Consider the following 26,442-nt stretch of genomic DNA (forward strand, 5'->3'; position numbering starts at 1 on the left):
GAGGATAAGAAGATGAATCTGATCGATCACCGAGATTCGCCGCGTTACATCAAGCTCCACCCCCAGGACAACGTCGGGGTGGTGGTCAACGAACCCGGCGTGGCCGCCGGTACGGCCTTCGCCGATGGGTTGACCACCGTCGAGGCCATTCCCCAGAGCCACAAGGTCTCCCTGGTGGACCTCAAGGAGGGCGCGGAGGTGGTGCGCTATGGCGAGGTCATCGGCTACGCCCTGCAGGACGTGCCCGCCGGTAGCTGGATCACCGAAGCCCTGCTGCGCATGCCGGAGCCGCCCGCGCTGGACAACCTGCCCAAGGCCACCGCGCCCGGCCAGGTCGGCGAACCCCTGGAAGGCTATACCTTCGAGGGTTTCCGCAATCCGGACGGCAGCGTCGGTACCCGCAACATCCTGGCGGTGACCACCACCGTGCAGTGCGTGGTGGGGGTGCTGGACCACTGCGTGGAACGGGTACGCAATGAGATCCTGCCGCGTTATCCCAACGTCGACGACGTGGTGCCGCTGTCCCACAGCTACGGCTGCGGGGTGGCCATCAACGCCCCGGATGCGGTGATCCCGATTCGCACCCTGCACAACATCAGCCGTAATCCCAACTTCGGTGGCCAGGCGCTGGTCATCGGCCTGGGCTGCGAGAAGCTGCAGGCCAGCCAACTGATGCCCGGCGACGACCTCACCGCCGGGCAGAACGAGGAGGACTGGCTGTTCCGTCTGCAGGATTCGGCCAACGGCTTCGCTGGCATGGTCGAGCAGATCATGGGGCTGATCGAGGCGCGGCTGGAGGTGCTCGATCAGCGTCGTCGCGAGACGGTGCCGGCGTCCGAGCTGGTGGTGGGCATGCAGTGCGGCGGCAGCGACGCCTTCTCCGGCATCACCGCCAATCCGGCCCTGGGCGTAGCCGCCGATCTGCTGGTGCGGGCCGGCGCCACGGTGATGTTCTCCGAGAACACCGAGGTGCGCGACGGCATCCACCTGCTGACCCCGCGCGCCGCTACCGCCGAGGTAGCCGACGCCCTGATCCGCGAGATGGACTGGTACGACCGCTACCTGGAGCGGGGCATGGCCGATCGCAGCGCCAATACCACCCCTGGCAACAAGAAGGGCGGGCTGAACAACATCGTCGAAAAGGCCATGGGGTCCATCGCCAAGTCCGGCACCAGCCCCATCGCCGGCGTCATCGCTCCCGGCGAGAAGATCCGCGGCAAGGGCCTGTATTTCGCCGCCACCCCGGCCAGCGACTTCATCTGCGGCACCCTGCAACTGGCCGCGGGCATGAATCTGCACATCTTCACCACCGGCCGCGGTACCCCCTATGGACTGTCCATGGTGCCGGTGATCAAGGTCTCGACCCGCACCCAATTGGCCGAGCGCTGGCCGGACCTGATCGACATCGATGCCGGTCGGGTGGTGAGCGGGCGGCTGTCGCTGGAGGAAATGGGCTGGGAGATCTTCCAATGCTACCTGGACGTGGCCAGCGGTCGCCGCCAGACCTGGGCCGAGCGCCATCGCCTGCACAACGATCTGGCGCTGTTCAATCCGGCTCCGGTGACCTGAGTCGAGCGCCCACGAAAAAGGGCCGACCCCTCGCGGGATCGGCCCTTTTTCATTATCGCCGGGTCTCAGTCGGTCAAAGCGCTGCCGCTGACCGGTCGCAGGCTCGGCTGGCCGTCCTCTTCCGCGTCGCGCATCAGCACGTAGCCGAGGATGATGCCGACGAAGAGGTTGCCGACGCCGATATCGAAGAGGTCGGTGGTCCAGCCGATCAGGCAGAGGCAGAAGGCGATGGCCAGCAGGGTGTGGCTCAGGCGGTCGGGCGCGGTGTGCAGGCGGATGAACACCGGCAGCTGCAGGGCATAGCCGAGGATGCCGACCACGCCGAACACGCACCACAGATAGACCAGGCTGCTGTCGCTGGTGACGAAGAGGTCTATCCCCGGAACCGGGAAGGCGGCCATGGAACTGCCGAACAGGCCGAAGCCGGCACCTTCCACCGTCCAGCCATGGCGGCTCATTTCCGCGACCACATTCGGCCAGGTGTTGACCAGACGATCGTAGAAGGAGGCCAGGCCGCTGTCGCTCATCACCACCAAGGGGTCGAAGTCGCGGATCAGGCTCAGCACCGGCAGCAGCATGCCGCCGACCACGGCGAGCAGGATCAGCGCATAGGTCGGCCACTGGAAGCGGCGGGTCATCATCAGCGCCAGGGTAAAGGCGAAGGCCGCGGCGGGCGCCTTGCTGGTGGTGAGCAGGATGCCGAAGAAGCCGACCAGGGCGACCACCAGCCAGAGCGCCTTGGACCGGGCGAATTGCGCGAGGAATAGGCAGTAGACGGCGATCAGCGCCGCCAGCACGTTGGAGACCCGGGCGAAGCCGGCGATCCGGTCCTCTTCACCGGCAACCCACTGGGTATTGCCGGCGATGTCGTTGCCGCCGAGGTTGTAGCTGTAGCCCTTCCAGGGCACCGAGGTGTACTTGTCCAGGGCGATGCCGATCAGGCTGGCGAGCAGCAGCAGGAACATGGCCCGGCCCAGCAGGCGGCGCTGCTTGAGCAATTCGCGGCCACAGAGCAGGCCGAACAACAGCGGGCTGTAGACGAACAGCGAGAACAGCACGTTGTTGAAGGTGCCGCCGTGGAGCAGGGCGAGGGCGGCGTAGGCCAGACCGGCCAGCAGCCCGACCCAGATCACCCTGGGGATCTTGACCGTGGCCAGCTGCAGGGCGAACAGCGCCAAGCAGGCGATCTTGGGCAGATAGACCAGCGCCGAGGCGCCGACCATGTCCAGGGCATAGCGCAGGAAGCCGGAGAAGGTCTCGACGACCAGCAGGCCGATGGCCGTCCACACCATCAGGGTGGAATAGCGCCATTCGAGTACGCGCGGGAAGGCGGAAGAGGGTGCGGTTGCAGCCGACATGGTGATCATCCCTGTCTTGATGCCGGTGGCGGAGGCCACCAGTCCTGACGTGAGCAACGAAGGACAGCCGACGGCGCGCCACCTTGGCGTGACCGTGGGACTGCAGGCGCGAAGCGCTAAGGCGGAAAAGCGGACACGCTACCGCCCACGGCCGTCGGAAACGGGCGCGGGCGCAGGTGCGAAGAGTAAGCCGAAGGGATGATAGCGGAGGCCTTCCGGCGCCTGTCAAACGGCGCCGGCGCTAGCGGAAATCCTCAACGCGGATATCGGAAGCAGGCCACACTTATCACTTGACCATCCGCCAGGTCAGGGGATAGCGGTAGTCGTGACCCTGGTTGGCCTTGATGCCGGCGATCACCGTCAGCACGAAGGCCACGCAGGCCACCAGCAGCATCAGCGGAAAGCCGATCAGCACCCACACCAGCAGCCAGCAGATCATGTGCACCAGGGTCACGGTGAGCTGGAAATTCAGCGCCTCCTTGCCCTGGCGATCGATGAAGGGGTCGTCCTCGCGCTTGAGCTGCCAGACCACCAGCGGTCCGATGACGTTACCGATGAAGGGCACCAGGAAGCCGAAGAAGGCCGCGTAGTGGCAGAGCATGGCCCAGCGCCGGGCATCGGCACTGGGAGCGGGGACGAGGTCGTGCATCGAGCAGACTCCCTTACTCGCCGCGCAGGGCGGCTTGCTGGATCTCGAACAGGTCGCGCAGGCCGCCCTGGGCCAGTTCGAGCATGGCGTTGAGTTCGGCCGGCTGGAAGGGCGCACCTTCGGCGGTGCCCTGGACTTCGATGAAACCACCGGCATCGGTCATGATCACGTTGAGATCGGTCTCGGCGGCGGAGTCTTCCAGATAGTCCAGGTCCAGCACCGGAGTACCCTGATAGATGCCCACGGAGATGGCGGCCACCATCTGCTTGAGCGGATTGCCCTTGAGGTTGCCGCGACGCTTGAGCGCGCCCAGGGCGTCGACCAGGGCGACGCAGGCGCCGGTCACCGAGGCGGTACGGGTCCCGCCGTCGGCCTGGATCACGTCGCAGTCGATGTAGATGGTGTTCTCGCCCAGCTTGGACAGGTCGACGGCGGCACGCAGCGAGCGACCGATCAGCCGCTGGATCTCCAGCGTGCGGCCGCCCTGCTTGCCCTTGGCGGCTTCCCGCTGGTTCCGCTCGCCGGTGGCACGCGGCAGCATGCCGTATTCGGCGGTGAGCCAGCCCTGACCCTTGCCCTTGAGAAAGCGCGGTACGCCGGCTTCGACGCTGGCGGTGCAGATCACCTTGGTGTCACCGAACTCCACCAGGACCGAACCCTCGGCGTGCTTGGTGTACTGACGAGTGATGCGGATGGGGCGCAGCTGATCGGCGGCGCGGCCACTGGGACGCTTCATTGCGGGCTTCCTGTAAGGCGTAGATATCGGGGCCATAGTATAGGAGCGCCCGCTTCGTGCACACGGATGCGTTGGGCCGCCCCGATCAGGTGCGCTAGAATCGTACGTTTTACATGCGTGGAAAGTGGGTGGGGCGCCCTCGCTTCCCGCGTATCGCCAGACGAGGATCCAGCCATGGTGCACAGCATGACGGCGTTCGCCCGGGTCGAGCGGCCGGGGCCCCAGGGCACCCTGAGTTGGGAGCTGCGCTCGGTCAATCACCGCTACCTGGAGCCACACCTGCGCCTGCCCGAGACCTTTCGCGACGTCGAAGCCGGGGTGCGCGAAGCGCTACGCCGACGGCTGTCGCGCGGCAAGGTGGAGTGCGTGCTGCGCGAAGAGCGCGACGAGGCCGTCGCCCTGCGCGTCGACGCCCGGCGGGCGGCACAATTGGTGTCCGCCGCCGAAGACGTCGCCGCGCTGATCGCCCGGCCGGCCAAGCTCGATCCGCTGGCCGTACTGGCCTGGCCCGGCGTGCTGGTGGGCGACGAGGTGGATGGTGCGGAACTCAGGGCCCAGACCCTGGCGCTGTTCGAGACGGCGCTGGACCAATTGCTGGAGAGTCGCCAACGCGAGGGCGAGGAACTCGGGCGCCTGATCGAAGAGCGCCTGGTGCTGGTGCTGGCGGAAGTGGCGACGCTGCGGGCGCTGTTGCCGGAGCTGCTGGCCCTGCAGCGGCGGCGTATCCTCGAGCGCTGCGCCGAGGCGGGCGTCGATTTCGAGTCGGCGCGGCTGGAGCAGGAGCTGGTGCTGCTGGCGCAGAAGAGCGACGTGGCCGAGGAACTGGATCGCCTGGAAACCCACGTGGCCGAGGTGCGCCGCGTGCTGGCTGCCCAGGGCGCCGCGGGTCGGCGCCTGGACTTTCTCATGCAGGAACTCAATCGCGAGGCCAACACCCTGGGTTCCAAGGCCATCGATGCCCGTGCCTCCCAGGCGGCCATCAATCTCAAGGTGCTCATCGAACAGATGCGCGAGCAAGTGCAGAACATCGAATAGGCGGATTTCCATGACAGCCCTTCCCGGCACCCTCTACATCGTTTCCGCGCCCTCCGGCGCCGGCAAGACCAGCCTGGTCAAGGCCCTGCTGGACGCCCTGCCCGAGGTGCGCGTGTCGGTCTCCCACACCACCCGTGCCATGCGCCCGGGCGAGGTGGACGGGGTGAACTATCACTTCGTCGACTGCGCGACCTTCACCGGCCTGCTCGAGCATGGTGATTTCCTCGAACACGCCGAGGTCTTCGGCAACTACTACGGTACCTCCCAGGCGGCGCTGGAGCGCACCCTCGCCGAAGGCCACGACCTGATCCTGGAGATCGACTGGCAGGGCGCCCAGCAGGTGCGCCGCAAGCTGCCCCAGGCTCAGTCGATCTTCATCCTGCCACCTAGCCAGGCCGCCCTGCGCCAGCGCCTGGACAACCGTGGCCAGGACAGCGCCGAGATCATCGAGCGTCGCATGCGCGAGGCGGTGAGCGAGATGAGTCACTACGTCGAGTACGACTACCTGATCATCAACGACGACTTCGCCAAGGCCCTGGAAGACCTCAAGTCGATCTTCCGTACCCGCCAGTTGCGCCTGGATCGGCAGCAGCGGCGGCACGACGATCTGCTGGAAGATCTGCTGGGCTGAGTGCCCTCTTGCCCGGCCCGCTTCTCCGCGCGAGCCGGGCTCCTGGCATGCCTGGACGCACCGGAGTCCATCCGTTTGTTCATCGGTTTGGAAATATTTTGTTACAAAATTGCAAGAAAAACTGCCTCTTCTGACTTGCTGGTTTCCTGGCGCCACCCTGATAAAAGTCTAGCCGTTCCATTAATGGAATTTTGATATTACGGGTTGGGCGACAATATTCCCTGTATTTTCGACGCCTACGGCACATATCTGATTTTCTCTTTTGATAATATCTTATTATTATTTTGGCTTCCCTGTACCTTTCTGCGACTTTCTTTAGTTTTTAACAAATAATTATTAGTCTCTACTTCGGTCTCTGAGTTGCGGTTCGTTAGGAAGTTTCTGGCGCTCTGCTGCTATGGATGCCCCGCGCCAAGCGTTTCCAGGCTTGGCTTTATCCAGGCGAATTCAAAGAACTGCATAACTTTGCCAGTTGTGCGTGGCTTTTCATTCGTTTTGATCAAGCCCATTGCTCAGGCATTGGCCGCGATTCCGCTTGGCGTTGACTCTACTCTCAAAAGCGCTATCGCTTATTCATTTGGAGAACTTAGGGAGATCAACGGAATGCCGTCGAAATTCGTACCCGTACTCTTGTTGTCAGCCTGGCTCGCCACTACGGCCCAGGCCGCGGAAACCACCGATCAAGGGCCTTACCTGCGCCTCAAGGTCCTCGGCAATACGGGCTTCGTGCTCAATCGATTGAAGGGCGCGGACACCAAGATCGTGACCACGGGCAGCTACGACTATCTGGTCGTGGGCCCCAACGTCATCGTCGACGACAACGTGCGCAAGGCCGTCAACACCACCCTTAGCCAGGGCGGCAAGGTGCTCTTCGACAACCAGATCGGTCTGGGACTGGCCAGCGAGAATGCCCAGCACGCCCTCGGCATGAGTCTCGACGCCGATGCCCTGGTGGTCAGCAAGCCCAAGAGTGGCTCCGGCCTGCTGATGACCCCCGTCGATCGTCCCCGCGTGCTCGACACCCTGTCCGAGAGCAAGCTGCGGGTCCCCGGCTCTAGCGCTGGCTCCGGGGCGAAACAGGGCCCGTTGGAAAACACCATCGAAAACGTCTTCGGCCTTTAAGGAGTGAAGCCATGACCTCTTTTGCGAAATTCACCCTGGGCGGGGCGCTCGGCCTCGTATTGGCATCCGGTCTGGCCGAGGCGGGAGAGTGTTTCCAGAACCACACCGAGCCGGTCATTCTCGGTGATGGCTCGAAGGCCTTCGCCACTCAGCAGGCGCGCAATACCTGGCAGGACTGGATCTGGCGCGGACCTATCTTCCGTTGTCCGGGCGGCGGCACCATCGATTGCACCTACCGCTGGGGCGAGTCCAAGACCACCGGCTACGGCTGGTCGGTAGGGGTCAGTCTCAATCCGGAAAAGCTTCCCTTCATCGGCAAGTTCCTGAGCATCCTGGGCGTCGACGGCAACTACAGTCAGGATCACTCGATGACCACGTCCTACAACTGGGACATTCGCATCAGTCCGGGGTGGAACGCCCAGCCCATCCAGGTCGTCGAGCGGCGCTGGAAGAGCGGCCAGTTCCGCGGTGCCTGGGTGCGTACCGGCAACTGTTCGGTCGGGGTCGGCGATCCGGTCGGGCCGCACTGGTACGAGTGGGACGGCAACCGGGTGAGCAGTAGCTGGAGTGGCAACCTCGAGGTCAGCAGGTTCGCCAGCTACCACGTCTACCAGTGAAGGTTACCGGCCGGGTCGCAGGCGACCCGGCCGGTCGTGGTGGACCCGTTCGGTTGGCGCCACGGCAAGTTCCGTTCACAGGCTACGCAGTAGGACGAACAGCCCCAGGCCGGCCAGCCCCAGCGCAGCCAGCAAGTCGATCCGTCGCCGCCAGTGCGGCTTCAAGGTGTGCCTCGCGCTGCCACAGAGTGCCGCCAGTGCCAGCCACCAGAGCAGGGAACCGAGGAAGAGACCTAGCGCCAGGCTCAGGTGACTGCTCAGCGAGGACGCGCTCGGTGGTAGACCGACGAACAGGGTGGCGAAGCTGACGATGGTCAGGGGGTTGGCCAGTGTCAGCGAAAAACCCGTGGCGATCTCCCGGTAACCACCAGGCGCCGGTGCCTGGGGCGTCTTCTCCGCTCGTGTGGCCTGCCAGGTCCGCCAGGCCAGATAGCCCAGATAGAGTGCGGCCAGGCGTTGCAGCCAGGGCTGCACGCTGGCGAACAGCGTCGCCAGGGCGGTGGCGCCCAGGGCGCCGGCCACGGCGAAGAGGCCATCGGCCAGGGCGATACCCAGGCCGAACCTAAGGCCGGCATCGAAACCTCCGGCGAGACTCCGCTGCATGCACAGCAGGCTGATCGGACCCACCGGTGCGGCGATGGCGATCCCCAACAACATTCCTTGCCAGACGAGCATGCGACTATCCTCCCGATGAAGGAGGTCAGTCTGGCTACCTGGAGGTGGGCGGCTCTAGGGGCTTTCGCAGGTATGCTGCTGGGCAAACCGAAGAAACGAAGGTTCGTCGATGACCAAGCCGCTGGATCGCCTCGATCGACGTCTGCTCAGGGAATTGCAGGCAGATGCCAGGCTCAGTCTCGCCGAGTTGAGTCGGCGGGTAGGGCTGTCCAGCCCGGCGCTGGCGGAATGTCTCCGGCGGCTCGAAGAGCGTGGCGTGGTCCGTGGCTATCGAACGGAAATCGACAGTCATGCCGTGGGCTATCCCGTCACCGCCCTGATCCGCCTGTTCGTGCCGGCCGAGCGCTATCCGCGGATCGAAGCCCTCTTGGCCGACATGCCCGAAGTTCGGGAAGCCTTCCATGTCACTGGCGAGGCGGCCTTCGTGCTCAAGGTGGTAGCGCCCTCGTTGGCTGCCTTGGAGCGCACCCTCGCGGTGTTCGACCCCTACGGGCGGACCGAGACGGCGGTGGTGCTGTCGACCCGGCTGGCGCCACGGCCCTTGCCCATTGAAGAGACTACCGGCTGAGCACTTGGGTAATCGGCAGCCAGCGCTCATCGAAATCGCTCTTTGGATGGATGGCAGCCGGTGCGTGGCTGATCACACTCGGCAGGGGCCGCTCGTGGGCGGCTCCCTCGTTGCAGTACGGTCGATTCCGGCAGCTGGCCGGGGTCGCGGCTAGTCGTCCTGCCCTCGGTAGATTCCACCGGAGCGGAAGACCGTCATGAAGATTCCTACCTTGCTGGCGGCCCTGCTCGCCGGCCTTGCGACGCCGGCCTTCGCCGTCGAGCAGAGCACCACCCTGAGCCAGACCGGTAATGACAATCAGGCCAGCCTGAGCCAGAGCGACGGGCGCGCCAGCACTATCGATCAGGTGCAGAGCGGCGATGGCAATAGCGCCAGCATCGAGCAACGCCGGGCCTTCGGTTCCCTGGCGCGGATCGAGCAGGCCTCCAGTGGCAACGTCCTGCAACTGGTTCAGGAGGGCAGCGCCCAACAGGCCACCGTGACCCAGCTGGAGAACGGCAACCACTTCGCCGAGATCGTGCAGACCGGCGGCGGTGCGGGCAACAGCCTGGAGCTCGAGCAGCTCGGCAATGCGGCTTCGGCCTACCTGAGCCAGGCGGGTGATCTCAACGTCCATCAGGTGCGCCAGCTGGGCTTCGGCGGTAACGAGTTGCGCGCCACCACCACCGGCGATGGCAACCGGCTGACGGTGGAACAGCGTAGCGGCGGCCTGGCCGAGGTGGTGCAGACCGGGAACGGCAACACCGCGCAGCTCGGGCAGAACGTCTCCTTCGCCGGTGGGCGGGCCACGCTGCGCCAGCAGGGTGATGGCAATGGCGTCCAGGCCGTGCAGGAGACCAATCGCTACATCAGTGCCCTGGCGCTGACCCAGGTGGGTAACGACAACCAGGCAACCCTGGCGCAGCGCGCCGGCTTCAGCGACATCACCTTCACCCAGCAGGGCAATGCCAACGAAGTGGGCGCGACCCAGAGCGGAATCGAGGCGCGGATCGCCGGCAGCAGCGTGGGCGATGGCAACCGGGCGACCTTCGTCCAGGACGGTTTCGAAGTGACGGCGGAGATCCAGCAGCAGGGCAATGACAACCTGGCGTCCATCACCCAGAGCACGGTGCCGGACAGCTTCACCGGCGCCAGTGCCTTCATCGGCCAGACCGGCGATTCCAACTCGGCGGTGATCGACCAGGTCGGCTCCACGGCGCGCATCGACCAGCGCGGCTTCGGTAACCAGGCGACGGTCTACCAGCGCTGAGTAGCGGCAGGCTGGCCCCGACCGGGCCAGCCTGCCGAGGGCTTAGAGTCTGTTCAAAATCTGCTGCGCGTCGGCCAAACTGCGTTGAAAATAGCTTCGGAATGCTCATTTACCACGCGTAAACTCCGCTTCCTCAGCCATTTTCGCCTTGTTTGGCTCTAGCTCGCTAGATTATGAACAGGCTCTTACAGCTTGATCCAGGTCGCCTTGAGCTCGGTGTACTTGTCGAAGGCGTGCAGGGACTTGTCGCGGCCGTTACCGGACTGCTTGAAGCCGCCGAAAGGCGCGGTCATGTCGCCACCATCGTACTGATTGACCCAGACGCTGCCGGCGCGCAGGGCGCGAGCGGTCTGGTGAGCCTTGGAGATGTCGCGGGTCCAGACCGCGGCGGCCAGGCCGTACTGGGTGTCGTTGGCGATGCGGATGGCTTCCTCGGCGGTGTCGAAGGTGATCACCGAGAGCACCGGGCCGAAGATCTCTTCCTGGGCGATCTTCATGGCGTTGTTCACGCCGTCGAAGATGGTCGGCTCGACGTAGACGCCGCCGGTCTCTTCCAGGGTGCGCTTGCCGCCGGCGACCAGGGTCGCGCCTTCGGCATGGCCGGCTTCGATATAGCGCAGCACGGTCTCCAGCTGGGTGGTGTCCACCAGGGCGCCGACGTTGGTCTCCGGGTCCAGGGCGTGGCCGGGCTTCCAGCCCTTGAGGGCCTCGATCACCAGGGGCAGGAACTGCTCCTTGATGGAACGCTCCACCAGCAGGCGCGAGCCGGCGGTGCAGACCTCGCCCTGGTTGAAGGCGATGCCGCTGGCGGCGGCCGCGGCGGCGTCCTTGAGGTCGGGGGCGTCGGCGAAGACGATGTTGGGGCTCTTGCCGCCGGCTTCCAGCCAGACCCGCTTCATGTTGGATTCGCCGGAGTAGGCCAGCAGTTGCTTGGCGACCCGGGTGGAGCCGGTGAAGACGATGGTGTCGACGTCCGGGTGCAGGCCCAGGGCCTTGCCGACCTGGTGGCCGTAGCCCGGCAGCACGTTGAACACCCCGGCCGGGATGCCGGCCTGCTGGGCCAGCTGAGCGACGCGGATGGCGGTCAGCGGCGACTTCTCCGAGGGCTTGAGCACCACGGAGTTGCCGGTGGCCAGGGCCGGGCCGAGTTTCCAGCAGGCCATCATCAGCGGGAAGTTCCAGGGCACCACGGCGGCGACCACGCCGACCGGTTCACGGGTGACCAGGCCGAGTTGGTCGTGCGGGGTGGGCGCGACCTCGTCGTAGAGTTTGTCGATGGCCTCGGCGCTCCAGCGGATGGCGTTGGCCGAGCCGGGTACGTCGATGGTGAAGGAGTCGGCGATGGGCTTACCCATGTCGAGGGTTTCCAGCAGCGCCAGCTCTTCAGCATTGGCCAGCAGCAGGTCGGCGAAGCGGATCAGCACGCGCTTGCGCTGGGCCGGTGCCAGGTGCGCCCAGGTGCCCTGCTGGAAAGCGGCACGGGCGGCGGCGACGGCGCGATCGGCGTCGGCGGCGTCACAGCTGGCGACCTTGGCGAGGAAGCGCCCATCCACCGGGCTCAGGCAATCGAAGGTGGCGCCGGAGGCGGCGTCGACGTAGGCGCCGTCGATGAAGGCGCGACCTTCCAGGGTGAGACCTTGGAAGCGCTGCTCCCACTCGGCGCGGCTGGGCATGCTCATGGGTGACTCCTCGCTAATGGCGGTGAGCAGCCACCCTAAACCGGCCCGGAAGGGTTATCAATATATTTGACACTCGGCGGCTAAAAACGCCGAAACGTGCGTTTTATCGAACGCTGCGTTGCCGCTGGCGGCTGCGGGTCAGAGGCGCGCGCGGGCTGGCGAGCGGGGTACGGCTCTGGCGCGGCTGGAAGCACTGGCGCGTCAGCCGGGGTTCGACACTGGCATCCAGATCGTCGAGCCAGCCGTCCACGGCGTCTTCCAGGGCGTCGACGGTCAACTGGCCGAGCACCTGGTGGGCGATGAGATTACCCAGGCTGGGCGCGGCCGGGGCGCAGGTGGCGCCCCACCAGGCGGCGAATCTGTCCTGCAGGCCTTCGAGCAGGCGATGGACGCGATAGGCGGCGGCCAGCAGCGCCAGACTGGCGGAGGGCGCCTGGGCCAGGGCGGCCGGAGCGAAGCCGGCCAGGGCGCGTTCGAGGACCTGTGCCAGGGGCGCTTCGAAGGCCACCGCCCGCGCCTGCAGCAGCAGCGCTTCGAGGGCGTCGGGTACCTTGTCGACATAGGCGCTGGCGAAGCGCTCCAGGGCTGGGCCACGGCTGGCGCCGTCGCTGGCGTTGCGTGCCGCCTGGTCGGCGAAGGTACGGCTGGCCTCGCCACTGTCCCGGGCCCGCACCTGGGTAGTCTGGATCACGAGGCGCAAGGCGGCGGTATTCATGGCAGGGTCCTGCAGGGGTGAGCTGTGTTGGACGCCCCCGCGGGTATCGGGTCACACCGTTCGTCCGGTGCCGCCGGCCGTCAGTGCCGGAGCATGAAGGTGTCGTACTCCAGGTCGTCCAGCACCCGGTCCAGCCGGTGCAGGCCGAGCAGCACGCAGCAGGCCAGGGAGACGGTGAAGCCATAGCCGAAGAAGCTTGGGCCCAACTCGATGCTGAGCAAGGTCAGCGCCAGGTTGAGGCCGAGGAACAGGGTACAGAGCATCAGCACGGTGTCGCGTCGGTCGAGGTAGAAGAAGACGTTGAGCAGCGCCATGAACACCACCTGGATGCTCACCCCGACCACGTCGATGTAGAACAGCGGCAGGTAGTAGTGGGACATGCCCAGCCATTCCAGCAACTGCGGCGCCAGGAGGAACACCAGCACCAGGGTCAGGCCCTGGACCTTGCAGATCTCCAACAGGCCCTGGCGGATGGCGAGGATCATCTGCTCCTTGAGCTGGCCGATGTGCTGCAGCGTCTCGCCGCCGCGCACCGCGTTGAACACCCGCTCGTACCACTCGGCGAAGTCGGTCTCGATGCGCACCAGGAACACCGCCATGCCGGGGATGATGGCCAGGTAGGCGAGAAAGATCGGCAGGTCGTAGAGGATGGAAGCGCGCAGCGGGCCGATGACGGCGTCGGAGGTCGGTGGATTGAACCAGAAGACGAATTTGTCGACCCAGATGCCCAGGTTGTAGAACAGGCCGGTGACCAGCAGGCTGACGAAGATCTGCTTGCGGTCGAGGAAGTCGAAGGCCACCAGGCGGTCGGCCGGGTACTCGCGGATGATGTCGTAGAGGAACATGAACAGCAGGGCGGCATGCCCCAGCAGCAGGGCCATCAGCAGGCCGTTCATGCCGAGAAAGCGCAGCACGAAGGCGGCGGCGATCATGATGGCGTAGCCCAGCGTCATCACCACCAGGATGCGGTTGTAGGCCTTCATTCCGGACAGGAAGATGATCACCAGCCAGAGATCGCAGAGGGTGACGAAGTTGGCCAGCACCAGCAGCCGGTAGGCGAAGGGCTGGTCGAACAGGGTGGCCAGCAGCACGAAACCCAGGCCGCCGGCCACCAGGGTGACCAGCAGCAGGATGCCCACCAGATTGGGCAGGATGCTGGTCTGCTTCTCCTCGAACAGGCGGTCGGAGACGAAGCGGGTGAAGTACAGCTGCAGGCCGCCGGTGAGGATCAGCGAGCTGGCCATGAGGTAGGTCACCGTGACCAGGAACTGCCTGATCAGCACGCTGGGGGTGACGATGCCGGTGGCCAGCACGCCGATCAGCATGACGCTGATGATCGACAGCACCCAGGGCCCCGAACTGATCAGGCCGGCGTAGACGTAGGCGCGCAGGGTGGCGGTGTAGGAGTCGCGCGCGAGGATCTTGCGCAGTTCGAAGCCGATGCCGGCCATGTCAGACGACCCTCCCGATGGCGTCCTGGTAGAGCTCGCGATAGCGTTCCAGCATCAGCGGCTCGGTGTAGTAGCGATTGACCCGGGCCAGGCCCGTGCGCTGGGCGGCCTGCCAGCGCCCGGGATTGCGCAGCAGGGCGAGGATGGCGCGGGCGGTGGCCTGGGGATCGGCGATGGCCACCACGCTACCGCCGGTGCCTAGGGCGCGATCCTCGGGGATCGAACCTTCGATGAGTTCGCGGCAGGAGCCCACGTCGCTGCTCACCACCGGCACCCCGGCGGCCCAGCCTTCGAGGATCACCAGTGGCTGGGCCTCGCTGATGGAGGTCAGCACCATGAGGCCGAGCTTGGGCAGGATGTCGCCGATCTTCTGGAAGCCGAGGAATTTCACCTTGCCCTCCAGGCCCAGGCTGGTGACCAGGCTGTGGCATTCGGCGGCGTATTCCTCGTCTTCGTCTTCCGGGCCGACCACCCAGGCCTCGGCTTCGGGCATGGCGCTGATCACCCCGCGCATGGCGCGGATGAAGGTCTTGACGTCCTTGATCGGCACCACCCGGCCGAGCAGCCCGACCACCGGCGGCACCCCTTCCGGGCGCCGCTCCAGGGCGTCCTGCCACTGGGTGAGGCTGATGCCGTTGGGGATCACCCGACAGCGCGCCGGATCGGCGCCGTCCTGGATCTGCCGGCGGCGGTTGCCGTCGTAGAGCGAGATGATCGGATCGGCCGCCTTGTAGGTGAGCAGGCCGATGCGCTCGAAGAAGCGAATCCATAGCCGACGGATATAGCTGACATCCACATCCAGCCCGGTGCGCAGCGCCTCGTCCGGCCCCTCGGCGATCCACTTGGCCTGGGCCAGGTCGATCTTGCGCTCCTTGGTGTAGATGCCGTGCTCACTGAGCAGGAAATTACAGCCCCAGCGGCGCTGCAGGATGGCACCGAGCATGCCGGCGTAGCCGGTGGAGATGGAGTGGATCATCCGCGGCCGCGGCAGTCGGCGCGCGGCTTCGGCCAGCATCAGTAGCGGTGCCTGCATGGCGCGCAGGGTCCAGAGATAGTCGACGAAGGAGGGATCGGTGCAGTAGCGCTCATAGCCGTCGGTGATGGCCTCCCAGCTGGCGCGGCTGTACATGAAGTCTTCGAGGGTCACGGTGCCTTGGGCGAAGGCGTCCACCAGGGCGTCGCCCTGGGCGGCGCTGGGCTCGTCGGGGTGGTGCAGGAAGGCATGCAGGTCACGCAGCAACTGCACCGGCGCCTGCCTTCTTGGGTTCTTGGGCGCCGCCTTGGGCACCCAGGAGCCGGCCAGGAAGTGTTCCTCGATGTGCACCACGTTGGGCGGGATGGCGTAGTGGCGCTTCTCGTAGTTCTCGCGCTGGCCGCCGATGAAGAACACCGAGAAGGTCAGCTCCGGCAGACCGAGGATGAGCTGGTTGACCCAACTCGACACCCCACCGCGCACATAGGGCCAGGTGCCTTCCAGCAGCAGGCAGACATCGGGGGTGACGGTGGCGGCAGGGGCGTCTTTCATAACCAGTACTTCACCAGGGCGGCGAACGGCGGCCGCTTCTTCAGATCCGCCGGCAGGCTGTCGAGCAGCGCCGGGATGAGCGCGTAGTCACGCCGCAGGAAGGCGATCTCGGCGCGGAAGGGCGCCAGTTGGGCCGGCGGCACCCCGGCCGCCTCGGCGGCCTGGAAGAACTCCAGGGCCCGCTCGGGTTCGCCCTGTTCGAGGGCGATACGGCCGGCGAGGATGCGCAGTTCTTCGTTCTCTTCGCCGGCCAGCGCCAGTTCGACGTGCTCGCGGGCCTGGCCGAGCACGTGGCGCAGCACGCTGCCCTGGGCCAGGCCCAGATAGGCCAGCTCCCAGTAGCCACGGGCCAGGGTGCCGTGCAGTGCGGGCTGGCGCTCCGCCGGGGTGCTGGCCAATTCGCCGAGCTGGGTCTCGATGCGCTGGTTGATCTGGCTTTCTTGCTGGTCGAGCATCGAATAGGCGAGCAGCCGCACGTCGTCGGCTGGATCGCGCAGGGCCAGCTTGAGAATGGGGATGGCGTCGCGCCCCGGCATGCGGCGGGTGGCGAAGAGAGCGGTGAGGCGCTTGTCCGGGCTTGGCGCGTGGCGCAGCACATCCTGCAGGCCGCCGTCGCTGAACAGCATCTCCTCGCGGCGCTCCAGGGGGCGGAACGGCAGATTGGGCACGCTGCGCGCCTCCCAGGCGATCTCGCGTCTCTTGCGCGGCAGGTAGAGCGCCGGAAAGACCGCGGCGATCACCCCGGCCGCACCTACCAGGGGGATGAAGAAGGCCAGGGCGAAGAGGAACAGCGGACTCCAGGGTAGCGGACGCTGATAGCGCCGCGGCAGCAGCAGCCAGGCGCCGCCCGCCAGCAGGGCGCTGCCGGCGGCATGGGCGGCGGCGAAGGCCAGGGCCGCCGCCGCCACCGGCAGGTTGGCGAACAGCAGCGCCCAGCTGCTGGCCTCGAAGGCGAAGGCGCCGCTAAACAGCCACTTGCTGTTCATGCAGGCCACACTCGTTGAACAGGAAGACGCGCAGCTCCTGGGCGCGGGTCTTGGGCAGCAGCTCGTGTTCGTGGCTGCGTACGCCAAGGCTTTCCAGGGTGCTGTCCTGGCCGTAGCGCTCCGCCAGCAGCTGGCGCAGGCGCCGGCGATAGCCTTCCAGTCCGTCGGACGAGGTCAGCGGCAGCAGGACCAGCAGGCAGGGGTGGCCGGCCTGGTTGGTCAGGCGCAGCTGCAGGTCGAGACCGCGGCGACTGCCTTCCAACAGCGCCAGGGCCCGTTCGCCGCCGTCGGCCTCGGTCATCTCGAAGCAGAACAGACAGGCGGGCAGGGCGTGCTGCTGGGCGTCGCGCAGTGAGCGCTTGAGGTGCTGGGAGAACTGCTGGGCGTCGTCATCGGCCAGAGTCAGGGCCTGGGGGTCGCTGCCCAGCAGGTCGGCGATGTGACCGGCGAGGATGGTCAGCAGGTTGAGGGTGCGTTCGTTGAAGGAGAAGAAGGGCATCTGCTCGATGGCGAGGATCGCCAGCAGTCGCTCTTCGGTATCCAGCAGCGGCACGCAGGCCTGCAAGGCCGAATGCTGGGTCTCGCCGCGTTCGAGCAGGGCCTGGCGGATGCTGAGGGTCTCGCCGCGTTGCAGCGTCAGGCGCACCAGCAGGTCGTCGGGGTCGAGGCCGGGCATCTCGCCCTGGCTGGCCAGGGCGCGGCGATCCACCGTGCCATCCGCCGCCACCCGATACAGGCCCGCTACCCGCAGCGAGCCGTATTGGGTCAGCAGGCCGACGATGGGCTCGGCCAGCGCCTGCAGGGCATCCTGCTCGCGAGGCACCTCGCGCAGCTGGCGGCGCAGGTCGAGCAAGGAGCTGCGCAGGCTGAGGTCGTTGCCGGCGACACGTTGCTCCAGGCGATCGTGGGAGATGCGCAGCAGGTGGTGGGCGCGGGTGAATTCGTCCAGGCGCAGCTGACGGTAGTCGTTGGCCAGGTCCAGGCGCTCCAGGCGCCGATCCCAGATGTCACGGAATTCGCCCACCAGCATGGCTGACAGCAGCACGCCGACGATGAAGGACGGCGGGATCTCCGCATAGGCCGGATAGCCCTGGTAGTGCAGATAGAGCAGCGCCGCCACCAGCAGCGCGGCGCTCACCAGGCCGCGCATGAAGCCATAGCGCACGCCCATGAGGATCGGTGCGAACACCACCCAGGGAAAGGCCAGGTCGACCATGAGCGGATCGTTCGGCACCAGCCAAAAACCCAGGCCCAGGGCGGCCGCCGTGACCAGCAGGGTCTCCACCCAGGACAGGCGGCCACTGGCGCGGGGCGCCAGGGTGAAGTCCTTGTGGACGGATTGCAGGGCCATCAGCGCAGCTGCAGCTCTTGGGCCGTACCACGCAGGACCTTCTGCGCGGTGGCGGCCAGGCTCTCCCGCGACCAGCCGGAGCGGGCGCCGCTGTTGCTCCAGAGCACCTTGCCGCTGGCGGGATCCACCACCTGCAGGGTTACGCCCACGGCGGGCTCACCGTCCAGACCGTTCTTGTATTGCCACTCGTCGACGCTGCCGGTGAGCACGTATTGCAGATTCTGCTGGCGCGCCCAGTCCAGTGCCGCGCGCTGGCGGGCCTTCTCGTCGTCAGTGGGATTGCCGCCCTGGCTGTCGTCGTAGACCTGCGGACGGATGCCACGCTCGCCGAGCACGCTGACCAGGATCTGCGCCGCGCGATCGCCGGCCATGGGCGCCTGGGCGTAGTTGGCCAGGGGCACCAGGCCCCAGCGCGCGTCCTTGGGCAACGCTTCGCCGCTGGGGCGGGTGAAGCTCGAACAGCCGACCAGGAGCACGGTGGCGACACTGGCGGCGAGCAGGCGGGTGATGTTCATGAAGTCTCTCCGTGGAGGCGGCCTAGCGACCGATTCGATTGCTGTACTGAATGCCCAGGGTGCTGCCGGCCTGGCCGCCGCTGCCCTGGGGGGCGGACTGGTAGCCGGCGGTGAACGCCAGTTCGTCGTCGCCGAGCACTGCCATGCCCAGGCCGACATTCAAACCGTAGTTGAATTCGCGCTCGGTCCACTGCCAGCCGACCAGGGTATCCACCAGCCAGGTGTATTGGGGATGGGTGCGGTTGAGCGAACCGGGAATGCCGCGGCGCCAGCTGCTGCCGACGTAGAGCTGGCCGTAGCGATCCTGCAGCAGCTGGGTACCGCCCAGGGCTTGCAGGTCCGCGGCGGTGATCTCGCCGTTCTCGCCACTACCGACCAGGGGCTGCAGGTAGCGGGTGACGCTGTCGGGCAGGGTGCTGCGCGCTTGGTTCTGCTGGTAGGTCACGCCGCTGCGCACCTGCCAGGTCGGACCTTCGAAGAAGATCATATGGCTCAATTCCAGGTTGAAGGCGAAGCCGCTACCCAGGTCGTCGCCATCGCGACTGGAATAGCGGTTGTGGGCGACGCGCCAGCTCAACTGGTCCCGCGGGGTGATATTGTGGCGACCGGCCAGGCTCGCGCTGTCGCGCCGCCCCAGGGCGCGCAGGTAGCCGCTCTCGTCCGGTTGCCGATGCCAGTCCAGCGCCGCCTCGATCTCGGTGTTGCCATCGAGGCGCCAGGTGCGGGCGACGCCCAGGCCCAGGCGATTGCTGTCCGAGCGCTGGCTGGCGTCGACGGTGGTTTCCAGACCGCCGTCGGCCAGATTCTTCAGCACCTTGAGCAGCATCTGGTGTTCGTTGCCCAGGGCATCGGACTTGAGGCCGTTGCTCTCCACGCGATTCTGCTTGAGCTGGACGTCGGCGTAGACGTCGTCGCTGAGTCGCCGCGCCGCGCGGACCTCGGTGCCCTGTTCGACCAGCCCGCCATAGTCGCGTCTTTCCCAGCCTGCCTGGACCCCATTTGGGGTGCGTTCGGCCTGCTCGGTGGCCTGGCGCAGCAACTGCCGCTGGATGACCTCCGGTGGTTCGTCACCGGCCGCCGTCAGGGCCGCCGCCTGGGCATCGCCGGCGTGGCCGAGGCGCTGCAGCACCTCGACCCGTTGCGCCGGGTCCAGGTCGCCCGCTGCCAGCAGCTTCTCCAGTTCGCCGCGATTCTGCCGGCGCAGGACCTCCTGCAACTGCTCGTACTGGCGAATCTTCAGGCCACGACTCTTGGCCCAGGCCAGCCACTCGCCCTTGAGGCCGTCGTCGTTGTTCTGGCTGAGGGCGTCGAGCCACTGGTCGAACCACAGCTGCAGCATGCTCGGCGAGCCGTCCTGCCAGGCGCGGGCCTGGGCCAGCGCCGCCTGGGGACCGCGCAGACTGCTCAGCAGGCGCAGGTAGGTGGCGTAGCGTTCGGGGGTAGCCGGCAACTCGTCGCCTGCCAGGTGCGGCGTGACCACCTTGCGCAGGCGCAGCGCGGCATCCTGGTGACCGGCGGCGTCCAGGGCGTCGGCATAGGCGGCCTGAATCAGCCAGTCCTGGGCATGGGCGTCCAGATAGCGGCGATACCAGCCAAGGGCTTCCTCCGCCTGGCCCAGCAGCACCAGGCCACCGCCGAAGGGCAGCCAGAGCACCTCACTGTCCCGCGCGCGGCCTTTCCAGTCGCGCAGCAGGGCGGCCAGTTCGACCTGGCGATTCTGGTCGATGAGCAACCACAGCAGCCGCTCGCGGAATCTGTCGTCGTCCGGGAAGCGTTCGAGGGCCTGCCGATAGCCGGCTTCGGCTTGGGCAATGCGCCCTCGTTGAAAGTCGAGGCCCGCGCGTGCCAGCCAGACCGCGGGATTGTTGGCCGAGGCCGGTTCGCGGTTGGCACTGGCCAGCAGGCGTTCCAGGGCCGCACTGTCCTTGAGCTGCTCGGCCCATTGCAGGGCCTGGGTCAGCAGATTCTGGTCCTTGCGCCTTTCCCAACTCTTTTCCAGCAGGGCGAGGGCTTTCTGCGGTGCCGTGCGTTGGTAGAGTTGCAGCAGCCGATCCTCGTCCGTGCCGCTCAGCCCCTTGCTGCCTGCCGCCAGGCGTTCGAGCGCCTGTTGCGCTTCGCCATCGCGCTCCAACTCCCAGGCCAGATCCGCGCGCAGCCGCCAATAGTCGTCGCCTTGTCGCTGTTTGGCCGGCATGCGTTCGAGCAGGGCCCAGGCCTCTTCCGGCTTGAAGATCTGCAGCAGGGCCTGTACCCAGGCCAGGTATTCCTCGGTGCTCAAGGGGAAGCGCTTGCTGAACGCGGCCCACTGCGCAGCCGCGGCCTCGCCCTGTTCGGTCCGGCCAAGCAATTGTTGCAGGCGCTCCCAGGCCAGGCGCTGCTTCGGCTGGCGCTTGAGATAGCCGCGCAACCAACGCTCCTCGGCCTCGGGATCGCCGAGGGATTCGTAGGCGAACACCAGGGAGTCCAGTTCGGTCTTGTCCAGCTGGCGCTGCTGGGAGGCATCGCCCAGCAACGCCACCACGGCATCGAAACGGAACGCGCGGGCGGCCAGCTTCCACGCATGGTCGCGGCGGGCGGGATCGTCGTGGCGGGCGAGCAGGCGCAGCCAGAGGTCGAGCGCCTCGTCCATGTGCTCGGTCCATTCGCCCAACTGGGCCATCTGCGCCAGCAATTCCTCGTCGTCCGGCCGCAGCGCCAGCAATAGCTGGCCTTCGCTCCAGGCGCTCTGGGTATCGCCCCGGGCCAGGGCCAGGCGATAGGCGGCTTCCAATGCGGCCGGGTCGTCCGGGCGCCAGGCGCGCCATTGCTCGATGAGCCGTTGTGCCAGGTCCAGGCGGCCGCTGCCCTGGGCCGCGGCGACCCCGGCCTGCAACCAGGCCAGGCCACCGGCGTCGGGTTGCAGGCGCGGCAGTTCCTGCTCCAGCAGGGCGGCGGCTTCGTCACCCTTGCCGGCGGCCAGCCAGGCGTCGAAGGCCTGGTGCCGGTAACCCTGACGCTGCTCGGCCGAACCGCTGAGGTCGGCCAGGCGCAGATAGAGACGCGCGGCGTCCTGCTGCCTCCCGCCGGCCAGGCTCCAACGCGCCGCCTGTTCCAGCCACTGCCGGCGCCGCGGCGGATCGCGCCGGGCCAGCTCGACGTAACGCTGGGCGGCGGTGCCTGGATCGCCCAGCTGCAGGGCACGTTCGGCCACCCGCTGTAGCTGGGGCGTGCTCAGGCTCGCCACGTCCAGGGCACTCAGGCGCTGCGCCAGGCGTTCGCGATCGGCGTCGGCCAGACCCGCTGGGCGGGCTTCCGCCTGCAGGATGTCCAGTTCCAGGGTATAGAAGGGCGTCGACGCCAGGGAGCGTGGCAGCAGCTCCAACTGGTGCCGCGCCTCGTCGACCCGGCCGAGAGCGATCAGCTGGTCGATCAGCTTCATGCGCAGCGCCGTGTCCTCGGGCGTCGCCTTGAGCAGCACCTGGGCATAGCTGATGGAGACCTGGTCGGCCGGCTCTTCGCCAGGCATGAAGACGTCCTTGCCGTGGAAGGTCAGCACCAGCACCAGGGCGGTGCTGAGCGTGATCCACAACAGGGTCCAGCCACTCAGCAGACGGGTTTTCTTAGCCGCAGACGATCTCACCGTCACTCACCCGTGTCAGCGGAAGTTTGAACGTCCAGAGTCCGGCCGTTCCCGGCTGACCCCTGTAGCGTTCGCGGCCGACCCGAACCTCGCAGGCCGAGGTTGCCCGGACGGTCATCTCCAGGGGAAACTGGCCGGCGAAGGCGAAGCGGATGCGCGTCGGCGAGAGGTACTCCCACTGCTGCAGCGGAATGTTGGCTTCTTCGAGGGCGGGCGTGGTGTCGCGGCTGTCGCGCAGCACCAGCCGGGCCTGATCGCCGGCCAGGTGGACGTAGCGGCCCTGAGGCAGGTCGCGCACGCCGGCGATACCCTGGGAGCGCTGCAGGTCCGGCCAGCCCAGGCGTGGGTCCAGGCGCAGGGTGCGCAGGCCATCGAGGGCCTTGATCGTCCAGCTGCCGTCCGCGCGCTGGGCCAGGCTGGCGGTATAGAAACCTTGCAGGCGCGCCAGGTAGTCGCTCATCCACAGCGACAGCGGCCGCTCCGCGGCCATGCTCTGGTAGATCTCGTCCATGGTCTTGAGTGAGGCCTGCTTGGTGGCGGAGTAGAAGTGATAGTAGAGATGCAGGCCGCGCAGCCGCCGCGGATGCTCGGTGCGCTCGAAGGTATAGAGCAGGTCGCGGAAGCCGTAGTAGGGCCCGCGCCAGAGATTGGTGTAGACGTTCTCGTTGATGATGGGCGCGTAGTACTGCAGACCGCCCGGGGTCGGCCGGATGAAGGGATAGAGGCCACTCACCGAGGGCTGCGAGCGGGTGATGTGGGAGTTGCCCCCATTCACGTTCAACAGGCCATTGTCGTAGGCGAGCTTGAGGGTGGCGGCATCGGGCTGGGCATCGCCGGACCAGAAGATCAGCTTCACCGGTTTCTGCGGGGTGGTCAGCCGCTCGTTGATGTAGCGCGTCGAGCCCACGACCTCCCGGGTGAAGTCCACCTTGTCGTAGCCGGGGATCTGCATCATGTAGCCGTACTGGGCTTCGAAGTTCTCGCTCTGTTCGGACACCGCCGGCTGCCAGAAGAAGGGATGGCTGAAGGTATGGGTGGCGACCTCCACCTTGGGATCGGCGAACAGGCGGCGGGCTATGGGTTCGAGCTGGGCGGTGAGTTCGGGATAGCGACCCTTGGGACCGACCTCGCCTTCGATGATCGAGGCCGAGGTCAGGAAGGGATGCGGCTGGATGAAGTGCTCCAGCACCATCTGGCCGGCGTAGGGGGCCCCAGGCACCTCGGCCTTGGAGACGAAGGCATCGCCATCGATGTGCACCGTGGCGATGCGCCGACCGTTCTCGGTGGTTGGATCGGGCACTGGCAGCGGGGGCAGGTGCAGGGTGCGGGTGGTGAAGGCGAAGGGGTCGATGATCCAGCGATTGGCTTCGGGACCCTCCTCCATCAGGTGCGGACTGAAGGCGAAGCCACCCCAGTTGGCCACCCCGACGGGCACATAGTTTTCGCCTTGGCTGGCGAGGGACACCACCGGCGTCGGGCCGTCCGGGAGGACCTGCACGGCGGGCATGCCACGGGTACGCAGCTTGGCCGGCGCCTCGAAGTTGCCGGTCAGGCTCGGGTCGAGCACCTTGAAGGTCAAATTCTCCGGCAGCGGCTTGCGGCTGACGCTGAGACCCAACCGCTTGAGCAGGGCCTGGTTGTCCAGCGGCAGCCCGCCGAGGATCAACAGCGGCATTTTTTCGTCCAGGCGTTGGCCGATCCAGTCACTGAAGCTGCGCGCGTTGGGCGGCGGCCCGCTGGTCATCCACAGCACCACGCCGGCATAGAGCGCGCTGGGCCAGGCGTCGGGCAGGGGTTTGGACGCATCGAAGTAATCCAGGCGATAGCCCTGGTATTCCAGCACGCTGCCCAGGAAACGGTGCACCGCCGACTGGCGCAGGGCACCTTCGCGGCCGTCGTAGAGCAGGGCCAGCCGCCGCGGCTGCAGCTGTACCGAACTGATGCCCAGGGTGTTGAGGTCCGGCGTGGTGATATAGGGCACATAGCCCTCGTCACGCAGTCGCTTGGCCAGTCGCTCGGCCTCTTCCCGCCGTTCCGGCGGCAGGTATTCGATGGCGATCACCGGGAGGCCGGCGCTCCGGGCGGCGTCAATGCGCGGCTTGAGCCATTCGCGATCCTGCTCGCTGACCGGTCGGTAGCTCTTCTTGCCGGCATCCCAGCCGGCATAGAGGGATTCCACCGCCATGGCCGCGGCCACGCCGGGCAGCTCCGGCTGCACCTCGAAGCCGCGGTTGAAGAACAGCTTGAGCGACGGCTGACGGCGATGCAGTTCGGCGAGCAGGCTCTTCAGCGCCAGGCGCTGGGTCTCGCGTTGGTCCTGAGCTACCAGCTGGAAGCTGTCGAGGGTATCGAGGAAGAGGCCGGTGTAGCCGGCCTTGGCCAGCTCGGCGGCACGCCTGAGCAGATGCTCGCGCCACACCGGCGACGCCAGGTCCATTACCTGGCTGCCCCAGGCCTTGTTGGCCACCGGACTGGCGCCGGCGCTCAGGCCGGCCTGCGCCAAGGCGGCAGCATCGCCGGCGAATTCGCCGATAGACAGGTAGGCGAAGGGTTCGGCGCCGGCCTGACGCAGGCTGCGCACGGCGGCGGAATCGGCATGTCCGGGTTCGAGGACCACCCAGTCGAACTGGGCGAGTTCGGCGATGGGCGGCTTTTCGGCGTACCAGAAGGCGACGCTGGCGGGAGCGGCCAAGGCGGTGCCCATGAAGGACAGATAGCCCACCAGCCAGACCGTCAGCTTGTGCCACCAACCGGGGCGGACGTTCGTTCTTGTTGCCTTACCTGACGCCACACCCTGTCCTTACCCGTAACCAGCCTTGGTATCAGGTTAGCTACATTACGCAAAAACGTGACGAAAAACTGTCGGCGTCAAGCTGAGCGGCAACAATAAGGGGATCAATAGGTTATCGAAACGAGCAGTGGTCTGCCGGAGAAGTCGTCTGGCTGGCGGCTTTCAGGGGGCGGGCGGGGAGGCCGCGGTCGCGAGAGCGACACGAGAGCGACGGGAGGACGGGGAGGGGTAAGTCAGAGGAATGGCCGTCATGCACGGTCGTGACCGGCATGACGGCAAGCGAGCGCTGTTACTTGAAGCTGCTGTTCAGGTTGGCGCTGGTGGAGAGGATGTTGGTGGAGCCCAGGAGCTGGCTGACGAAGCGGTTCCAGCGGGTGATGCCGGCCGGGCCGACGAACACCACGTCCTGCGGTTGCAGGTGGAAGTTCTGCGCCAGCACGTAGGCGGTGGGGTTCTTCGCTGCCAGGTGGAAGACCTGGGCAGTGGCGCCCGGTGCCTTCAGGTCTTCCGGACCGCGGATGACGTAGACGGCGTCGGCGTTGGCGGTTTCCTGCTGGATGCCACCGGCCTGGCTCAGGGCCTCCATCAGGTTCAGGTTGGTGATCTTGTAGCTGACCGCGGCGGGCGAGCGGACTTCACCGACCACATAGACCTTGCGGGCGTCGTTGTAGGGCAGGTGGATGCTGTCACCGTCCTTCAGGTAGATGCCGTACAGCTTGGAGTCCTTGCGGTTCAGGCTGTCGGTGTCCAGGCGGTATTCCTTGCCGTCGCGTACCAGGGTCACGCCGGTCAGGTCGGCACCGCCGGTGTTGGCCACGCCGACCTGGCCCAGGGCTTCCACCAGGGTGATGGGCTTGGTGGTCAGCGGGATGGCGTCGCCCTTGTTCACGGCGCCGGAGATGGTGACCTTCTGGCTGCCGAACTTCAGCACGCTGACGTCGACCTGGGGATTGTCGATGAAGGTGGCCAGACGACGGGAGATGTCGGTACGGATCTCTTCCAGGGTCTTGCCGGCGGCGCGCACGGTGCCGACGTAGGGGTAGAACAGGGTGCCATCCGGACGCACCAGGCGGCCGTTGGCTTCCAGCTGCTGCTGGGCGCCGGACGGAGCGGTCAGTTCCGGGTGATCCCAGACGGTGATGTAGAGCAGGTCGCTGGCACCGACGCGGTAGGCCTGGGGCTTGTAGTCCAGCAAAGGCTTGAGGTCGGGCGCCTTGGAGAGGGAGGCGGCGTCCTGGTTCATCAGCAACGAGCTGGTGATCGGGATCAACTGGACCTTGGTGCCCTGGATGCTGGGATCGCTCTTCAGATCATCCTGATCCAGGTACTGACCTGGGGAATAGGCGCAACCCTGAAGGACGATGCCAGACAGCAAGGCCAGAGCGGTAAGTTTGGTTTTCATGTCATTCGTCCTTGATTGCTGATTGAGTGTGAGCAAGAGGAATAAAACGGTAGGCAGATGCAACGAGCCGGTTGTTCATGGGGTTCCTTCGCAAGACGGGACGGCCCTGATAAGGGGCCGGGTTCCATGCGGCGAGCATGTCTTGGACGCGAAATGACTCGAGGCCTCTGATGTAGTTGTACGAGCTCTTGAGTCTGCT

General features: G+C 66.5%; 21 protein-coding genes. 7 read left to right on the top strand and 14 right to left on the bottom strand.

All coding sequences use genetic code 11. The annotated features are described in order from the left end of the window. Positions 1–12: 12 nt before the first annotated feature. A complete protein-coding gene (gene garD / locus QZ471_RS14340) occupies positions 13–1,569 on the top strand; it encodes a galactarate dehydratase (RefSeq protein ID WP_295464870.1) in 1,557 nt (518 codons plus the stop codon). Positions 1,570–1,634: 65 nt separating this feature from the next. Here garD and QZ471_RS14345 read toward each other — a convergent pair whose 3' ends face one another. From QZ471_RS14345 to rph, 3 genes are all read right to left on the bottom strand, one after another. Beyond that, positions 1,635–2,927: a hypothetical protein gene (locus QZ471_RS14345; RefSeq protein WP_295464873.1), complete on the bottom strand. Its 1,293-nt coding sequence runs from the start codon at positions 2,925–2,927 to the stop codon at positions 1,635–1,637. Positions 2,928–3,213: 286 nt separating this feature from the next. Then, the gene (locus QZ471_RS14350) at positions 3,214–3,576 is read right to left on the bottom strand and encodes a DUF4870 domain-containing protein (RefSeq protein ID WP_295464875.1); all 363 of its coding nucleotides are present in this window, start codon (positions 3,574–3,576) and stop codon (positions 3,214–3,216) included. A 13-nt stretch (positions 3,577–3,589) separates the two neighbouring features. Then, the gene (rph, locus tag QZ471_RS14355) at positions 3,590–4,312 is read right to left on the bottom strand and encodes a ribonuclease PH (protein WP_058791176.1); all 723 of its coding nucleotides are present in this window, start codon (positions 4,310–4,312) and stop codon (positions 3,590–3,592) included. Between the two features lie 174 nt (positions 4,313–4,486). On the opposite strand from rph, the gene QZ471_RS14360 reads away from it, so the two are divergent. From QZ471_RS14360 to QZ471_RS14375, 4 genes are all read left to right on the top strand, one after another. Further along, positions 4,487–5,347 (top strand): YicC/YloC family endoribonuclease, encoded by an 861-nt coding sequence (locus tag QZ471_RS14360; protein ID WP_295464878.1) that lies wholly within the window; start codon positions 4,487–4,489, stop codon positions 5,345–5,347. A 10-nt stretch (positions 5,348–5,357) separates the two neighbouring features. Then, the gene (gene gmk, locus QZ471_RS14365; protein ID WP_295464880.1) at positions 5,358–5,978 is read left to right on the top strand and encodes a guanylate kinase; all 621 of its coding nucleotides are present in this window, start codon (positions 5,358–5,360) and stop codon (positions 5,976–5,978) included. Positions 5,979–6,581: 603 nt separating this feature from the next. Continuing rightward, positions 6,582–7,100 carry a hypothetical protein gene (locus QZ471_RS14370; RefSeq protein WP_295464882.1) on the top strand — a complete coding sequence of 173 codons (519 nt, stop codon included), beginning with the start codon at positions 6,582–6,584 and terminating at the stop codon, positions 7,098–7,100. An 11-nt stretch (positions 7,101–7,111) separates the two neighbouring features. Further along, positions 7,112–7,717, top strand: coding sequence for a hypothetical protein (locus tag QZ471_RS14375; protein WP_295464884.1), 606 nt, complete (start codon positions 7,112–7,114; stop codon positions 7,715–7,717). Between the two features lie 75 nt (positions 7,718–7,792). Here the strand turns inward: QZ471_RS14375 and QZ471_RS14380 are convergent, their stop codons facing one another. Then, complete coding sequence (locus QZ471_RS14380) at positions 7,793–8,392, bottom strand: LysE family transporter (RefSeq protein ID WP_295464886.1); 600 nt, start codon at positions 8,390–8,392, stop codon at positions 7,793–7,795. Positions 8,393–8,501: 109 nt separating this feature from the next. Here QZ471_RS14380 and QZ471_RS14385 point away from each other — a divergent pair, with 109 nt between their 5' ends. After that, a complete protein-coding gene (locus QZ471_RS14385) occupies positions 8,502–8,960 on the top strand; it encodes an Lrp/AsnC family transcriptional regulator (protein ID WP_295464888.1) in 459 nt (152 codons plus the stop codon). A gap of 196 nt (positions 8,961–9,156) precedes the next feature. Then, positions 9,157–10,209 (top strand): hypothetical protein, encoded by a 1,053-nt coding sequence (locus QZ471_RS14390; protein ID WP_295464890.1) that lies wholly within the window; start codon positions 9,157–9,159, stop codon positions 10,207–10,209. Positions 10,210–10,394: 185 nt separating this feature from the next. Here QZ471_RS14390 and QZ471_RS14395 read toward each other — a convergent pair whose 3' ends face one another. The 10 genes from QZ471_RS14395 to QZ471_RS14440 all read right to left on the bottom strand — a co-directional run bounded on the left by QZ471_RS14395 (position 10,395) and on the right by QZ471_RS14440 (position 26,243). Then, positions 10,395–11,888 (bottom strand): aldehyde dehydrogenase, encoded by a 1,494-nt coding sequence (locus QZ471_RS14395; RefSeq protein WP_295464892.1) that lies wholly within the window; start codon positions 11,886–11,888, stop codon positions 10,395–10,397. Positions 11,889–11,991: 103 nt separating this feature from the next. Next, entirely contained in the window at positions 11,992–12,603 is a 612-nt protein-coding gene (locus QZ471_RS14400; RefSeq protein WP_295464894.1) for a hypothetical protein, read from the bottom strand. An 80-nt stretch (positions 12,604–12,683) separates the two neighbouring features. Beyond that, positions 12,684–14,054, bottom strand: coding sequence for an exopolysaccharide Pel transporter PelG (gene pelG / locus QZ471_RS14405; RefSeq protein WP_295464896.1), 1,371 nt, complete (start codon positions 14,052–14,054; stop codon positions 12,684–12,686). Position 14,055: 1 nt separating this feature from the next. After that, positions 14,056–15,579, bottom strand: coding sequence for a GT4 family glycosyltransferase PelF (gene pelF, locus QZ471_RS14410; protein WP_295464898.1), 1,524 nt, complete (start codon positions 15,577–15,579; stop codon positions 14,056–14,058). Further along, positions 15,576–16,565: a HEAT repeat domain-containing protein gene (locus tag QZ471_RS14415; RefSeq protein WP_295464900.1), complete on the bottom strand. Its 990-nt coding sequence runs from the start codon at positions 16,563–16,565 to the stop codon at positions 15,576–15,578. Before QZ471_RS14415 ends, pelF begins: the two co-directional genes overlap by 4 nt. Continuing rightward, positions 16,543–17,916: a PelD GGDEF domain-containing protein gene (locus QZ471_RS14420; protein WP_295464902.1), complete on the bottom strand. Its 1,374-nt coding sequence runs from the start codon at positions 17,914–17,916 to the stop codon at positions 16,543–16,545. Before QZ471_RS14420 ends, QZ471_RS14415 begins: the two co-directional genes overlap by 23 nt. After that, complete coding sequence (locus tag QZ471_RS14425; RefSeq protein ID WP_295464904.1) at positions 17,916–18,431, bottom strand: penicillin-binding protein activator LpoB; 516 nt, start codon at positions 18,429–18,431, stop codon at positions 17,916–17,918. Before QZ471_RS14425 ends, QZ471_RS14420 begins: the two co-directional genes overlap by 1 nt. A 22-nt stretch (positions 18,432–18,453) precedes the next feature. Continuing rightward, entirely contained in the window at positions 18,454–22,050 is a 3,597-nt protein-coding gene (locus QZ471_RS14430) for a tetratricopeptide repeat protein (RefSeq protein WP_295464906.1), read from the bottom strand. Continuing rightward, positions 22,031–24,754 carry a bifunctional glycoside hydrolase 114/ polysaccharide deacetylase family protein gene (locus QZ471_RS14435; RefSeq protein WP_295465009.1) on the bottom strand — a complete coding sequence of 908 codons (2,724 nt, stop codon included), beginning with the start codon at positions 24,752–24,754 and terminating at the stop codon, positions 22,031–22,033. Before QZ471_RS14435 ends, QZ471_RS14430 begins: the two co-directional genes overlap by 20 nt. 376 nt (positions 24,755–25,130) lie before the next feature. Next, the gene (locus QZ471_RS14440) at positions 25,131–26,243 is read right to left on the bottom strand and encodes a polysaccharide biosynthesis/export family protein (protein ID WP_295464908.1); all 1,113 of its coding nucleotides are present in this window, start codon (positions 26,241–26,243) and stop codon (positions 25,131–25,133) included. Between the last annotated feature and the right edge of the window lie 199 nt (positions 26,244–26,442).

Source organism: uncultured Pseudomonas sp. (genome assembly GCF_913774235.1).
In the GTDB taxonomy this organism is placed as follows: Bacteria; Pseudomonadota; Gammaproteobacteria; order Pseudomonadales; family Pseudomonadaceae; genus Chryseomonas.